Origin of the sequence: Pseudomonas marvdashtae, assembly GCF_014268655.2 — a bacterium.
GTDB lineage: Bacteria > Pseudomonadota > Gammaproteobacteria > Pseudomonadales > Pseudomonadaceae > Aquipseudomonas > Aquipseudomonas marvdashtae.
On record NZ_JABWQX020000001.1, the window covers coordinates 3,035,759 to 3,051,183 of the forward strand.

A 15,425-nucleotide genomic window follows, 5' to 3' on the forward strand; every position below is an offset into this window, starting at 1 on the left:
GCGGCACACCCTGGATGTCTGATCCGTCCCTCGCGAATTGGGCTTTGCAGTTGAAATGTTGAGCCACGTTACCTGCCTACGCTCCCGGGTCAGTTACCTGTGAGCGCCGCCTTTTTGTCTGATTTCGCCAAACGGCATATCAGGAAATAGTGGCCATAGTCCCTACGCTGCGTTCTCGGGTCGATCATCAACGGTTGTTGCGCAGGATGGAGAAATTCAGCGCAGCAGCCACGCACAGCCATGCCAGGTAAGGGAACAGAATCAACCCGGTGATCACGTCCAGGCGCAACGCCAACACCACCATCGCGGCGACCACAAGCCAGAGCAGCGTGATCACCACCATCCCCGCCAAGACCTGATGCGCGCCAAAAAACACCGGGGTCCATAACGTGTTGAGCGCAATCTGCGCCGCCCACAAAGCCAACACCAACTGGCTTCCCGGTATCAGGCTCAAGCGGTAGCCGGCCCAGGCAAGCAGCAGGTAAATAACCGTCCAAGCCACGGGAAACAGCCAGTTGGGCGGCGTGAAACGGGGTTTGACGAGGGACTCATACCATGGACCCGGTTTGAAAATGACACCGGTGCTCGCCGCAGCGCAGCAGGCGAGGAGAAAAATAAAGAAGGTCATTGTCCGTCCTTAGCTGGGGTCAGCTGTCGTGGTGGGGAGCATGGCAGGCAGGGTTGGGTCGCGAATCGGTTCCTGCGTCCCTTCAAAGACTCGATCGGGTTCACATAAATTCAATGCGCGTTCACAATGCCGGAAAAAAGGAGCGCACATGCCGCTGAAAACCCGCGACTTTATTATTGAAGCGCTTGATGACCTGGGTATCGGCGCCTTTCCTGCCCGCCCCTTTGATTGCGCCTTCGAGTTGCTTGCAGCGCCCCCGACTCGCAAGCGCCTGATCATGGTCGGCTTCAATGGCTCGCTCGCCGACGCCATTCACACCAATGCAGGCGCAATTCATGCCGGGTATGAACAGCCGGCCTTTTCCAACGTCGCCCATGGACTGGAGGGCGGTTGGGGTCCTAAGACCCTGGCCAGGCGCCTGACGCAATTGCCTGCCGACCTGGGTTTCGACTGGCGCGATACGATCTACACCAACGCCTTGCTGCTTTGCTCAGCCGATGCCGCTTCGATTCAGAAAGTGGCACGCCAGTCCTCCGCGGCCAGTCTGGAAGCGCTGACTCGCAAATCGATGGATTTCTTTCAGCGCGTGACCGTAGCGCTCGCCGAGCCCGAATTGATCATCGCTTACAGCAATGGCCTGGGCAGCCCGTCGGCGGCGAGAATTCTCTGGGAAGCATTCGGCAACGGAGAGCTGCTGGACCATATCGATTCGTCGTCCTATCGGGCCACGTATGGATTTACGGCGACAATCAACGACCGTAAGGTTCCGGTAATAGGGGTTCGGCATATGTCCAGGTTCGTGCCGAACATTGAGGCCATTAAACTGGCCTGGGCGCGACAGCGGGCACGCCTCGCGTCCTGATCCGGTCGTTTCGGAGCGAGACATGTTTGCGAAACCTTTTTCCATCGACATCACCGAGCAGGCTCTTCAGGACCTTCGCCATCGCTTGCAAAACACCCGGCTTCCGGTGTCACTGGCCGGGCAAATAACGTCAGGCGCTGGACGCAGATGCCGTGCGGTGGTCATTTTGCGGCGTTGGAGCAGCCGGAGTTGTTGGCGGAGGATATTCGGGCGTTTTTTCGGGACTTTCGATGAGCCAAGGCGGTCCGCAAATCTTGTAGGAAATGACTACCCGTGGCGAGGGAGCTTGCTCTCGCTGGGGTGCGAAGCGGCCTAGGATCGGCGGCTCCGTTTCGTCAGACGTACCGCAGCGCCCGGTTTTGCGGCGGCTGCGCCACCGAGCGGGAGCAAGCTCCCTCGCCACGGGTTCTGCATGCGTCCTACAGGTCGGTTGTGGGGGTTGGGGTCGACTTCTATAGTTGGGCCGTCGCTGGCTTTGGCTGGTGGCTGGGTTTCGCAGCCCGAGTGAACAATCTGGATACCGTCAAATGAATTCAGGCAAACTTGCCCCGTTCATTTTATGGCGGTTGCGCGCGGGAGACTTTCGGGTCTGCCGAGTTTTGGATTGGTTCCTCGGTCTGCGAACCCTCGCGCAACTGCCACCCATTTGGTTCGCAGCAAAAAGGTGGCGATTCCTTCTACCGAATGAGTGCAACCTTATGACAACGAATGAACCGTCCGTCCGCTACACCCCGCTTACCCAGACCGCCACCACCCACCCGGTCCTGCTGATCGACACTCACGCGCCACTGCCCGAACTCCACGCCTGTGTCAGTGAACGACTGCATGCGACGCTCGATTACCTGACGCTGGTGGCCTGCTCCAGCCTGCGCGATTCTTCCTCCAGCGACCTCAACACTTTGACCAATGTCGCCCGGATCCTGGTGCAGGATGCGGCGGATGTGTTCGGCGTCATCGAACGACGGGGTCTCGAAGGCTGACCCTACTGTGGAGGCGAGCTTGCTCGCGGTATAGGCCTGGCACTGAGTACATATCCATTGCTGCGGTGATGGCGGCTAATGGTTTCGCTTTTACAGCGACTCACTTTTATGAAGCGCAAAAGTAAGCAAAACGCTTTTGCCCCACCACTCGGCACCTCGCCTAGGCTCGGTGTGCCTGAGCGAAGGCATTGCTCCGCGGGCCGCCGCGAAGGGTCATCCATGACCCAGCGCGGCTAACCCGGCATCCATGCCGGGTTGCCCACTGCGCAATGCCTGCGTTCGGCCAGCGTGGTTAACGGGGCGCCGAGATCAACGTCCACCTCGAGGCGGCCTGAAAGCCGACCTGGTTTTGGTTGGGATTGCGTTTCTTCTGAGCGAGCCTGCTCGCGATGGCAGTTGGCAATTGGCAGTTGGCGGGATGACGAAAGTACCTTGATCTTCACTCCCACAAGCAAACGCCGCTTTCGAGAGCAAACGATAAACCTGTGTCGAGGGAGTCGCCGACGCTACGCTGTCGCGCAGGGAACTGGAGCGACGTCTACGAGATGTCGGTTTTTTGATCGTTCCCACGCTCTGCGTGGGAATGCATCCCGTGACGCTCTGCGTCACCCGCCAGAAGCGGAACGCGGAGCGTCCCTGGTGGCATTCCCACGCAGGAGCGTGGGAACGATCAGTATGTATTTTCAACCTTAAAAATCAGATGGTTGCAATTTGTTCCATGAGAGCTTGCTCCCGCTGGGCTGCGTAGCAGACCCAAAACCATTCAGCGACGTGTATCTGGATAATCGCAGGGTTGCATTTTACGACTGCTGCGCCATCGAGCGGGAGCAAGCTCCCTAGCCATGGGTTCTGCGTGCGTCCTACAGGTCGGTTGTGGGGGTTGGGATCGACTTCTATAGTTGGGCCGTCGCTGGCTTTCGTCAGTGATCTGATTTCGCAGCCCGATAGATACGGTGGCAACCAAGCACCATAAAAGTAACAATGTGCGCCTTTGGCGTCCGACGTCGTTTTAGCCACGCTCGATTACCTGACGTTGGTGGCCTGCTCCAGCCTGCGTGATTCCTCCCACAGCGACATCAATACCCTGACCAACGTCGCCCGGATCCTGGTGCAGGATGCGGCGGATGTGTTCGGCGTCATCGAACGACGGGGTCTCGAAGACTGACCAAAACTTATGGCGAGGGGATTTAGCGAAACGTCGCACCGCCCCGCTGGGCTGCGTGAAGCAGCCCCAAACCTGACACCGTGTCGCATCAGGTTAAGCGTGCCAGTCCGATATGCGACTGCTGCGCAGTCGAGCGGGGGATAAATCCCCTCGCCACAAAGAGCCCTACCGGGGTTACATCAGCGTTCAACAAACGGAGTTAACCACATGGAAGTCAACAATCAGCTAACCCCCGCGCAATGCACCGGCATGGAAGACATCCGCCGGGAAATCGATGCCCTCGATCAGGCCGTTATCAAGCTGTTGGGCAAGCGTTTTCAATACGTGCTCGCTGCGTCGAAGTTCAAGACATCGGCTTCATCGGTACGTGCGCCGGAGCGTTTCCAGGCCATGCTGGAGATTCGACGGGAATGGGCCGAGGCCGAAGGCCTTAGCCCAGATGCCATCGAGAAGATGTACAGCGACCTGGTCAATCACTTCATCGCTGAGGAAATGAAACAGTGGACGGCTCATCAATCCGAAACCTGAGCCGGCACACAACCCCGTGGCGCCCTACGGGCCGGCTCCCACATGGATTGGAATACGACCGGAGAACCAGGTCGGCTATCAGGCCGCCTCGTGGTGGACGTTGATTTCGGCGCCCCGTTAACCACGATGGCCGAACGCAGGTATTGCGCAGTGGGCATCCCGGCATGGATGCCGGGATAGCCGCGCTGGCCCATGGATGGGCCTTCGCGGCGGGCCCACGGAGCAATGCCGGAGTGCGGGCATGCCGAGCCTTAGCGAGGCACCAAGTGGTGGGGCAAAAGCGTTTTGCTTACTTTTACGCTTCATAAAAGTGAGTCGCTGTAAAAGCGAAACCATTAGCCGCCATCACCGCAGAAACGGATATGTACTCGATCAAAAAGAAGTCAGGTAACCCCCTCCGGCTCCTCCAACGCCGCCAACACCAACGGATGCAACACCGCATCCGGATGTTTTTCCTGCCACGCCCCGAGATCCCGGCGCATCCCCGGCGTCCAGAAATTCTTGATGTGCTGTCGAACCCCACTCACCGCCAACGCCTGATCAGGCTCCGTGGCGAAATACCGAGCGATCTCGTTGACCATCTTGATCAGGTTCTGCGAGCTCATCGGCGCACCTCGGCTTTTTCGGCATGGCGACGTTCCTTCAGCAAGCGGCCTTGTTCATCACTGAACGCCTGGTAACGCTTCTGCCATTCCGAAGGCTGGCTGACCCGCACGATTTCCACCGCCGTGACCTTGTATTCCGGACAATTGGTGGCCCAGTCGGAGTTGTCGGTGGTGATCACGTTGGCCCCGGATTCAGGGAAGTGGAAGGTCGTATAAACCACCCCCGGCGCGACCCGCTCGGTCACCTTCGCGCGCAGCACCGTCTGCCCGGCGCGGCTGCCGATACCGACCCAGTCTTCGTCGACAATCCCGCGGTTCTCGGCATCGGTCGGATGGATTTCCAGGCGATCCTCTTCATGCCAGGCCACGTTCTCGGTGCGCCGGGTCTGGGCGCCGACGTTGTATTGGCTGAGGATCCGGCCGGTGGTCAGCAGCAGCGGATAGCGGCCGTTGACCTTCTCTTCGGTGGGCACGTAGCCGGTGAGCATGAAGCGCCCTTTGCCGCGCACGAACTCGTCGATGTGCATGGTCGGCGTGCCGTCCGGCGCGGCATCGTTGCATGGCCATTGCAGGCTGCCATGGCGTTCCAGTTCGGCGTAGCTGACGCGGCTGAACGTCGGCGTCAGGCGGGCGATCTCGTCCATGATTTCCGAAGGATGGTTGTAGTGCATCTTGTAGCCGAGGGCATCGGCCAGGGCGATGGTGGCTTCCCAGTCGGCCTTGCCGGCCAGCGGATCCATCACTTTGCGGACCCGCGAGATGCGGCGCTCGGCGTTGGTGAAGGTGCCGTCCTTTTCCAGGAACGAGCTGCCCGGCAAAAACACGTGGGCGAACTTCGCTGTTTCGTTGAGGAAGATGTCCTGGACGATCACGCATTCCAGGGCAGTCAAGGCCGCGGTCACATGCTGGGTGTTGGGGTCGCTCTGGGCGATGTCCTCGCCCTGGCAGTAAAGCGCCTTGAAGGTGCCGTCCAGCGCCGCCTCGAACATGTTCGGGATGCGCAGGCCCGGGTCGGGTTGCAGGGTGACGTTCCAGGCTTGTTCGAACTGGGCGCGCACCGCTTCGTTGGAAATGTGTCGGTATCCGGGCAGCTCATGGGGGAACGAGCCCATGTCGCAGGAACCCTGGACGTTGTTCTGCCCACGCAGCGGGTTGACGCCGACGCCCTCGCGACCGATGTTGCCGGTAACCATGGCCAGGTTGGCGATGCCCATCACCGAGGTGCTGCCCTGACTGTGTTCGGTGACGCCGAGGCCGTAGTAGATGGCCGCGTTACCCCCGGTGGCGTAGAGCCGCGCGGCGGCGCGGATCTGGGCAGCAGGCACGCCGCAGACCGGGCCGAGGATCTCGGGCGCGTTCTCTGGCAGGCTGACGAAATCGCGCCAACGGGCAAAATCTGTCGCCTCGCAACGCTCTTTGACGAAAGGCTCGTCAACCAGGCCTTCAGTGACGATCACGTGGGCCAGCGCATTAAGCATCGCCACGTTGGTGCCCGGACGCAGCTGCAAATGCAGTTCGGCACGAGCGTGGGGTGAATCCACCAGGTCGATGCGCCGTGGGTCGATAACGATCAGCCGCGCGCCCTGGCGCAAGCGACGCTTGAGCTGGGAGCCGAACACCGGGTGAGCGTCGGTGGGGTTGGCGCCCATCACCATGATCACGTCGGCTTTCATCACCGAGTCGAAGTTCTGCGTGCCGGCGGATTCGCCCAGCGTTTGCTTGAGGCCGTAACCGGTCGGCGAATGGCAGACCCGGGCGCAGGTGTCGACGTTGTTGTTGCCGAACGCCGTGCGCACCAGTTTCTGCACCAGGTAGGTTTCTTCGTTGGTGCAGCGGCTGGAGGTGATGCCGCCGATGGAATCGCGGCCGTACTTGAGCTGGATCCGCCGCAACTCGCTGGCGGCATAGGTGACCGCCTCTTCCCAGCTCACTTCCTGCCACGGGTCGCTGATGTGCTTGCGGATCATCGGCTTGGTGATGCGGTCCGGGTGAGTCGCGTAGCCCCAGGCAAAGCGGCCCTTGACGCACGAATGGCCGTGGTTGGCCTGGCCGTTCTTGTCCGGGACCATGCGCACCAGTTGTTCGCCTTTCATCTCGGCGCGGAACGAGCAGCCCACGCCGCAATAGGCGCAGGTGGTGACGACGCTGCGTTCCGGCTGGCCGATCTCCACCACGCTCTTGTCGATCAGCGTGGCCGTCGGGCAGGCCTGGACGCAAGCGCCGCAGGAGACGCATTCGGAATCGAGGAAGTTGTCGCCGCCGGCCGCTTCCACCCGGGAATCGAAACCACGCCCGGTGATGGTCAGGGCGAAGGTGCCCTGGATTTCCTCGCAGGCGCGCACGCAGCGACTGCAGACGATGCATTTGCTCGGGTCGTAATCGAAATAAGGGTTGGACACGTCCTTGGCTTCGGCCAAGTGATTGGCGCCTTCGTAGCCATAGCGCACCTCGCGCAGGCCCACCTGCCCCGCCACCGTTTGCAATTCGCAGTTGCCGTTGGCCGGGCACGTCAGGCAGTCCAGCGGGTGATCGGAAATGTACAGCTCCATCACATTGCGGCGCAGCGTGGCGAGCTTGGAGGTCTGGGTGCGCACCACCATGCCCTCGGTCACGGGCGTGGTGCACGAGGCCGGGTAACCGCGCATGCCGTCAATCTCGACCAGGCACATGCGGCAGGAGCCGAAGGCTTCCATGCTGTCGGTAGCGCACAGCTTGGGGATGGTGGTGCCGAGCAAGGCCGCCGCGCGCATCACCGAGGTGCCGGAAGGCACATTGATTTCGCGACCGTCGATGGTCAGGCTGACTTGCACGTCGCTTTCGCGCGCCGGGGTGCCCAGGTCGATGTCGCTGGCTGGGTCGAAGATGGTAATCATTGGTCGGCCTCCGTGGTCGCCAGACCGAAGTCGGCGGGGAAGTACTTGAGGGCGCTGGCGACGGGGTAGGACGTCATCCCACCGAGGGCACAGAGCGAGCCGTATTGCAGGGTGTCGCAAAGGTCTTGCAGCAACGCCGCCTGTTCCTGACGGGCGTTGGCATCGGTGCTGGCAATCAAGCGATCCACCACCTCGACGCCACGGGTTGAACCAATGCGACACGGCGTGCATTTGCCGCAGGATTCCTCGGCGCAGAACTGCAAGGCGAACCGGGCCATCCGGGCCATGTCCAGGCTGTCGTCGGCGACCACCACGCCGCCGTGGCCGAGCATCGCGCCCATGGCCGCGAACGCTTCATAGTCCAGCGGTGTATCGAACTGCGCCGGAGGCACCCAGGCGCCCAGCGGTCCGCCGACTTGCGCGGCCTTCAGCGGACGCCCGCTGGCGGTGCCGCCGCCGTACTCTTCCACCAACTCGCGCAGGCTCAGGCCGAACGCGCGCTCCACCAGGCCGCCGCGACGAACATTGCCGGCCAGCTGGAACGGCATGGTGCCCAGCGAGCGACCCATGCCGAAGTCGCGATAGAACTGCGCGCCCTTCTCCAGGATCACCGGCACCGAGGCCAGGGTCACGACGTTATGGACCAGGGTCGGCAAGCCGAACAGGCCCTGTAACGCTGGCAGCGGCGGCTTGGCGCGGACCATGCCGCGCTTGCCTTCGAGGGATTCCAGCAGCGCCGTTTCCTCGCCGCAGATGTAGGCGCCGGCGCCCACCCGGACGTCAATGTCGAAGGCGCAACCGCTGCCGCCCACGTCCGCGCCCAGGTAACCGGCCTCGCGGGCGATGTGCAGGGCTTGATTCAATGTGCTGATGGCGTCCGGGTATTCGGAGCGTACGTAGATGTAGCCCATCGTCGCGCCGACGGCGATCCCGGCGATGACCATGCCTTCGATCAGCAGGAACGGATCGCCTTCCATCAACATGCGGTCGGCGAAGGTGCCGGAGTCGCCCTCGTCGGCGTTGCACACCACGTATTTCTGCGGGCCTTGGGCGTCGCGCACGGTGCGCCACTTGATGCCCGCCGGGAACGCCGCACCACCGCGACCGCGCAAACCGGAGTCCAGCACATTGGCGACAACCTCGGCGCCGTCCATCTGGATCGACCGAGCCAGGCCGAGGAACCCACCTTGGGCGCGGTAGTCGTCCAGGGACAAGGGTTGGGTGATGCCGGCACGGGCAAACAGCAAGCGTTGCTGGCTTTTCAGGTAGGGAATGTTTTCCACCAGCCCCAACGCTGATGGATGGCTGCCTGGGTCGTGGGCGAGCGCATCGAGCAGGCCCGGCACGTCTTGTGCGGTGAGCGGGCCAAAACCCAAGCGCCCTTCGGGCGTCTCGAGCTCCACCAACGGCTCCAGCCAATAAAGGCCTCGGGAACTGGTACGCCGCACCTGAAGCGGCAATTGACGACGCCCGGCCTCATGGACCAGCGCCTCAGCCACTTTGTCCGCGCCGACGGCACGGGCCACTGAATCACGGGGAATGCAGAGGGTCAGCATGGACCATCCTCCAGGCAGCCATTGACCAGTTGGCGCAGGCGTTCAGGGGTCAGTCGTGCGTGCAACTCGCCGTCCAACTCCAAGGCCGGCGAGCAGACGCAGGCACCCAGGCAGTAGACCGGCCGCAAGCTGATGGCTCCGTCGGCGCTGGTGCCGTGATCATCCAGCGACAGTTGCTCGCGTAATTGGGCAGCCAAGCCCTCGGCCCCCATGCTCTGGCACGACTCGGCCCGGCACAGGCGCAGCGTATGGCGCGCAGGTGGCGTGGTGCGAAAGTCATGGTAGAAGCTGATCACCCCGCGCACTTCAGCCTGGCTGAGGTTCAGGGCATGGGCGATTTCCGGGACGGCGGCGTCGGGCACGTACCCGCAACCTTCCTGGATGGCATGAAGGATGGGCAACAAGGCACCGGGGGTGTCCTTCTCGCGCGCCAGCACGCTGTGGATCAGAGGCAGGTGAAGCGTCTCATCAGGCATAAACGTACCTCGGCATCTCGAACGGCAGCGCCGCGTGGCGGTAGTCGTTCGGAGTCTTGGCTGCGGCGTGCGGCCCACGTCACGGTAGCGTGGCAAATCCGATCGCCATTCTAGCTCTCCGGCCGTGTGTCTTTGGTGCACCAGGTCCGGGGCATCTTTACAGCTTGCCACTCCCGGGGGGTGGCGATTGCACGTGGACGACGAAACGTGTTCTGAAAGCGACCAAGCGTGAGAAGTTGTCCTGCATCCACGAAAGGCAAATGCACAAGTGAGTGTAGGCGATCCACAGCTATCAGTGGCTATCGGCCGTTTTCCTGACTGCCAGCGTGGCGAGTGCTTTGCTGGATCACCACATAAGGTTACAAACACAATATATATCTATCGTTTTACAGCGTTCCATCTCGCCATCATCCAGGAGGACAACAACCTGACACCAGAAGGAACCCTGGAATGCTATGCAAACAGCTTTTTACGTACTCATTACTGCTTTTATCACTTGCAGTAAACCTCCAAGCGTTGGCAGAAGAATACTATTGGACGATTCAACAGTTCCCGGAACATCTTCAAAAACGACAGCCCTCACCCGAATTGGCTTGTAAATGGCTACATGAAGAGTACGAAGAAATCTGGAATTACACACCACCGGTGGCAACGGAGGACGATCACATCTGGCATTGCCACATGATATATGGCAAGGATTCCTTAAACGATTCTTATGGCGCTGTATCCATTCTCCGCAGCGGCAACACATGCAGCGAAAACCAACAATTCAATAAGACCTCAGACCAATGCGAGACTCAAGGCGTCGACAGTGGCTGCCCCATGAGCCTGGCGGGAAACCCGATAAATTTCGCAACAGGTTACAAAATACAAACAGAAAACGATTACTCAACTGCACATGCACACCCAAGCGCAAATCCACTCGATTTTTCAAGATTCTACAGAAGCGTTGATGGGGTATGGCGGCACAGTTATTCATCTTGGCTCAGCCTCGAAGAAAACTTGATCACACTTATTCACCTGAATGGCAGTCGATCGTTTTTTGAAAAAAAGGGAACGTCTTATGAGGCTAGGCCACCCGAAACAGGAACGCTCGTCTATCAGTCGGACCGTTGGAGCTATCACGCCCGCAATAATCGCTCACTTGAATTTGATAGCAACGGAAGGTTAATTGCGCTTATTAAATCAGGTAGCACGCTGAGCATTACCTATTTAGACAATATTGCGACCGTCACTGATGGTTTTGGTAACACCTTAAAATTTACCGAGGACACGTTAAAACAACCTCTTACCGTCACAGCGGACAACGTAAACATTAGCTACACCTATAATGATCACAAACAACTTACTTCCATGACCATAAACCATCCCAACCACACTGAAAACAAACAATACCTCTATCAAGACCCCAACAACAGCAGATTGCTGACCGGCATTATCGATGAACGCGGGGTGCGTTACGCCACATGGACCTATGATGAACAAGGACGCGCCATTTCAAGTGAGCACGCTGCTGGAGCTGAAAAGGTCCTGGTCAGTTACAACAGTGATGGATCGTCCAATGTCACTAACGCGTTGGGCAAGCAGACGCACTATCAATTTGAATTGATTCAAGGCATCAAACGCATCAAATCCATTACAGGTCTTCCATCGGTCAACCGGCCCGATAGCAACTCAACTTTCACCTACGACACCCGCGGTCTGCTGACAACAAAAACAGACAACAATGGCAATATAACCACCTATCTCTACAACGACCGTGGCCTGGAAACCTCTCGCACGGAAGCGAGCGGCACTTCTCAAGCAAGAACGATCACCACCGAATGGCACCCGACGCTGTATTCCCCAGTGCGCATCAACGAACCGGATCGCTCCATTCAATACACCTACGACACTCAAGGGCGCCAGCTCAGTAAAACAATCATTTCACGTTAATTCAGAAGGATCTGAATATGAACATATTGACATGCAAGGTGGCTCTGTTCGCTCTCGCTTTGGGCGGAACCATTACCACCCTTCCTCTTTGCCAAGCTGCCGAACGTGGCTGGTCGTTCACCTACAATACCCAGGGGCTGCTGGAATTGTCAGATGGGCCCCGAACAGATGTAAGTGACATTACCCGCTACGAATACGATCCAAAAGGGCGTCTGGCGCGCATTATCAACGCGCTCGGGCACACCACCACGTTTTCCAACTTTGACACCACCGGCAACCCTGAGACAGTTGTCGACTCCAATGGGGTTATTACAAACCTGACCTATTCACCACAAGGCTGGGTGAGGTCGTTGAGTACCGCTACCGGCAATGTTCGCCTTGAATACAATGCCGTGGGCGACATCACCAAGATCGTTAGCGCAGACAATAGCTGGTCGACTTACACCTGGGACGAGGCAAGGCGGCTCATTCGAGTGACCAATAACGCAGGGGAACAGATCGTATTTGATCTCGATCCGATGGGGAACCGAACTGCGGTACGAATCAAGGACAAGACCGGTCATCTGACCAAACAACATCAATGGGTGTATGACGAACTGGGTCATTTGCTGCGCTCAGTGGGGGCTACCGGCCAGACAAGCCGGACACAGTACGACCTCAACGATAATCCGATCGCGCTGACCACCCCCCGCAATCACAGCCATCAACGGGCCTTTGACCCACTGAACCGATTGGTGACCAATACTGACCCGCTGAATGGCATCACTCAACTTGAGTACGACGCTCAAGACAACCTCACGCAAGTCCGCGACCCACGTGGTGCGACCACTCAATATCAATACGACGGCCTCGGTAATCTGACACGTTTGAACAGCCCTGACAGCGGCAGCAGCACCTATCAGTACGATGCCGCAGGCAACGTAACGCAACAGGTGGACGCGCGTGGTGTGGTCACGACTTTTAGCTACGATGCGCTCAATCGCTTGACCGCCCGCCGCTATCCGACGAACCCGGCACTGGATGTTCAATTCCACTACGATTCAGTTGCCGCAGGTAACAAAGGCATCGGCCGACTGACAGCTTTGGTGGACCTCAACGGTGTACTGAATTACACCTACGACGACCAAGGCAACGTTACAGCCCAGCGGCAAACAGCGCCCGCAAACACAGCGACTCAGCCAGAACAAATCGGCTATGGATACGATGTCGCCAATCGGTTGAGCAGGATCGATTATCCAACAGGTTTCAGCATCGTCTACTCGCGTGACACCACAGGACAAATCAGCCAAGTACAAATTCGGCAGGGCACGGGGCAGCCGACCGCGTTCGCCAGTAACATCACGTATCAACCTTTCGGTCCGCTTAAAAGCCTGACCTGGGCCAACGGGACTACGCTTCAACGCACCTATGATCTGGACTATCAGCTGACCGCTCAAACCGTCGCAGGCCAGAGCGAGACCTATACCTACGACGCCCAGGGAAATATGACTCAATTGCAACGCGACTCAGTCGACGCCCATGGCTACAGCTATGACCCGCTGGATCGCCTGGTAGGAGAATCTACTGCTTTCAACCAGATGACTTACGTTTATGATCCGGCGGGAAACCGCACCCGAAAAGCATTCAGCACCCTGATTGACGGCGAGTTGCGTGTGACCGCTGGCACGTCTTATCAGTATGGGGCGAGCAACAATCAGTTGACGCAGGCAGGCACCCACTCGGTAGACTTCGACGCGGCAGGCAACCTGACCGCAGACCGCGCCAATCGTCAGTTTTCCTACGACGAGCAGAATCGCCTGAGCAAAGTGAAAATCAAGGGTGCTGTCAAGGCTAGGTTCCGCTACAACGCTCTCGGCCAACGAACCAAAAAAATCACCTCTCAAGGCACTACAACATTTATCTACGGGTTGAGTGGCGAACTTCTTGGCGAGCACCTGTTCGATAACCAAGGCAAGAAGCTGAGAAGTCAGTTTTATATCTGGCTCGAAGGGGTGCCCTTGGGCGGGATCAGTGTGAGCTACGGTGCAACGGGCGCGCCAGCAAACAGCACCGCGTTCTACCTCCATAGCGACCACCTCAACACACCGCGAATCGCGACGAACGCTGCGCGAACCAAGGTATGGGAATGGGTTTCCGATGCATTCGGTACAAAGAAAGCCAGCGGGCAACTGGAAATCAATCTGCGTTTTCCCGGCCAGTACTACGATGTCGAGACTGGACTCCACTATAACTATTTTCGTGATTACGACCCGAAAACTGGACGCTACATGCAGAGCGATCCGATTGGGTTGGCGGGTGGGCTAAACACCTATGGATACGTGGAAGGAAATCCGATTAGCTTTTTTGACTCATATGGCCTTGCCAAGCCAGACCTAGGCAGCGGGGTGGAATCGCACAATGGTGGCAAGGAGCATGTGCATTGGGGAGATAAATCCAACCCTCGGGAAAATGCTGTAAACAGGGATGGTTCAATCAGACACGGTAAAGAGCCACCAAAAAAAATAAAAGACAAGATAAATAACAAGTTCAATTGGAATTTAAGAATTCCTTCCATGCTAATCCCGCTCTCCCCTGAAATATTGGATAAAATAAATCCTGAGCGCCTACCTGACCCAATGGAGGGTATACCAAGAGAGTGTTAATACATCCAACTAGAACCAAATCCCCGAAGCGAAACCAGAGGTACCCAAATGATTTACATTGAAGAAAATAGCTTCGAGAGGCAATTAGACTTGATCTCTGCACTGGCAAGCCAGGCACCTTTTGATTTGGTTGCCTGGCTGTATCCGGAGTCGACCATCGACACCATATTAGGCGTCAGTATTTATAAATCAACCACCGTAAATGCGGTACCAGCTACAAATTACGCAAATGACTTTATCGCAAGCTGCACTCCGCGGCTTCGGGCAACCGATGCAGTAATAAATAACATCGCACAAGAAAAAAACCTCATAGTAAACAACTGTGACAGTCTATGTATCTATAGCCCCGAAAATCCTGAATGGCAAGCATGTACAATAGGTCACGAAGGAATGATATTGGTTAGAGATGTGGCTCTACTTGATTATTTAAAATCCCTAGATTTCAATGCATCACTGGATGCCCCACCTTGGTGGTGACTCACCGTCACAAAACATGTAATGCGTAGAGCGCTACGATCCACTCATCCGCACAGGACGTAGCGCTCCACTCTTGAACACGTCGTCGACCGCTGATGGTGGAGTCAAACGCTGGGGCATCTGGCTTGCCTCTCGATTAATATCGCAGAGAAGCAAACTACGCGCGCGTGATTGATCGATAAACCGTGCCAATGGCATAGGACCTATATCGGTATCACATAAATCCAAATAACCGAAGACGTGACGCTGTTTGAGCAAACGCGGCTAGGCAGGCTCGCCGCGTATAGTCGATGGTTATGTCGACCACACCTACAAGAGCCGTATCCATGCCTGAGCTACCTAACGACTGCGCTTACACCAAACGCTTCGACGCCGTACTGGCCTATATCGAGGCCAATCTTGAAGGCGATCTTTCGGTGAAGACGTTGAGTCACGTGGCGAACTTCCCGGCGTTCCACTTCCATCGCCAATTCACGGCATTCGGGGGCGTGCCTGTTTCCCCTATGCCGTGGTGCGCCACGCGGGGTCTCCCGATCACATCGGCGAAACGATCTATCCGATCTACCGCGACTGGCTTCCCGGGAGCGGCGAGGAACTGCGGGACCAGCCATTGGTTTTCCACTACCTGACTGTCTATCCCGAGACACCGCAGGATCAATGGCAGACTGTTGTGTATGTTCCGCTGCTGTAGCGATTCG

11 protein-coding genes and 2 pseudogenes are annotated in these 15,425 nt (G+C 58.0%); 8 read left to right on the plus strand and 5 right to left on the minus strand.

Annotated elements, in window-relative coordinates; all coding sequences use genetic code 11:
* Positions 1-187: 187 nt before the first annotated feature.
* Positions 188-628 (minus strand): tryptophan-rich sensory protein TspO, encoded by a 441-nt coding sequence (gene tspO / locus HU742_RS13530; RefSeq protein ID WP_186642803.1) that lies wholly within the window; start codon positions 626-628, stop codon positions 188-190.
* 148 nt (positions 629-776) lie between these two features.
* Between tspO and HU742_RS13535 the strand changes: the two genes are divergently transcribed.
* The 4 genes and pseudogenes from HU742_RS13535 to HU742_RS13550 all read left to right on the plus strand — a co-directional run bounded on the left by HU742_RS13535 (position 777) and on the right by HU742_RS13550 (position 4,163).
* Entirely contained in the window at positions 777-1,490 is a 714-nt protein-coding gene (locus tag HU742_RS13535; RefSeq protein ID WP_202884256.1) for a hypothetical protein, read from the plus strand.
* A 698-nt stretch (positions 1,491-2,188) separates the two neighbouring features.
* A complete protein-coding gene (locus HU742_RS13540; protein ID WP_186642804.1) occupies positions 2,189-2,470 on the plus strand; it encodes a fructose-bisphosphate aldolase in 282 nt (93 codons plus the stop codon).
* A gap of 994 nt (positions 2,471-3,464) precedes the next feature.
* Positions 3,465-3,635 (plus strand): annotated as a pseudogene (locus HU742_RS13545) (fructose-bisphosphate aldolase); the annotation flags it as partial.
* A gap of 207 nt (positions 3,636-3,842) precedes the next feature.
* Positions 3,843-4,163 (plus strand): isochorismate lyase, encoded by a 321-nt coding sequence (locus HU742_RS13550; RefSeq protein WP_186642805.1) that lies wholly within the window; start codon positions 3,843-3,845, stop codon positions 4,161-4,163.
* Between the two features lie 383 nt (positions 4,164-4,546).
* Here the strand turns inward: HU742_RS13550 and HU742_RS13555 are convergent, their stop codons facing one another.
* The 4 genes from HU742_RS13555 to HU742_RS13570 are packed head-to-tail and all read right to left on the minus strand — an operon-like array spanning position 4,547 to position 9,673.
* Positions 4,547-4,768, minus strand: coding sequence for a formate dehydrogenase subunit delta (locus tag HU742_RS13555; RefSeq protein WP_186642806.1), 222 nt, complete (start codon positions 4,766-4,768; stop codon positions 4,547-4,549).
* Positions 4,765-7,641, minus strand: a complete 2,877-nt coding sequence (fdhF, locus tag HU742_RS13560; RefSeq protein ID WP_186639368.1) for a formate dehydrogenase subunit alpha — start codon at positions 7,639-7,641, stop codon at positions 4,765-4,767. The genes HU742_RS13555 and fdhF overlap by 4 nt, the downstream gene beginning before the upstream one ends.
* A complete protein-coding gene (locus HU742_RS13565; protein ID WP_186642807.1) occupies positions 7,638-9,197 on the minus strand; it encodes a formate dehydrogenase beta subunit in 1,560 nt (519 codons plus the stop codon). The genes fdhF and HU742_RS13565 overlap by 4 nt, the downstream gene beginning before the upstream one ends.
* Positions 9,191-9,673: a formate dehydrogenase subunit gamma gene (locus HU742_RS13570; protein ID WP_030138762.1), complete on the minus strand. Its 483-nt coding sequence runs from the start codon at positions 9,671-9,673 to the stop codon at positions 9,191-9,193. The genes HU742_RS13565 and HU742_RS13570 overlap by 7 nt, the downstream gene beginning before the upstream one ends.
* 450 nt (positions 9,674-10,123) lie before the next feature.
* Here HU742_RS13570 and HU742_RS13575 point away from each other — a divergent pair, with 450 nt between their 5' ends.
* The 4 genes and pseudogenes from HU742_RS13575 to HU742_RS27110 form a co-directional block, all read left to right on the plus strand.
* Positions 10,124-11,608: a DUF6531 domain-containing protein gene (locus HU742_RS13575; protein ID WP_186639364.1), complete on the plus strand. Its 1,485-nt coding sequence runs from the start codon at positions 10,124-10,126 to the stop codon at positions 11,606-11,608.
* 17 nt (positions 11,609-11,625) lie between these two features.
* A complete protein-coding gene (locus tag HU742_RS13580; RefSeq protein ID WP_186639363.1) occupies positions 11,626-14,250 on the plus strand; it encodes an RHS repeat-associated core domain-containing protein in 2,625 nt (874 codons plus the stop codon).
* A 48-nt stretch (positions 14,251-14,298) separates the two neighbouring features.
* Positions 14,299-14,727, plus strand: coding sequence for a hypothetical protein (locus HU742_RS13585; protein ID WP_186639361.1), 429 nt, complete (start codon positions 14,299-14,301; stop codon positions 14,725-14,727).
* A gap of 508 nt (positions 14,728-15,235) precedes the next feature.
* A pseudogene (locus HU742_RS27110) lies at positions 15,236-15,418 on the plus strand (GyrI-like domain-containing protein); the annotation flags it as partial.
* Positions 15,419-15,425 lie beyond the last annotated feature (7 nt).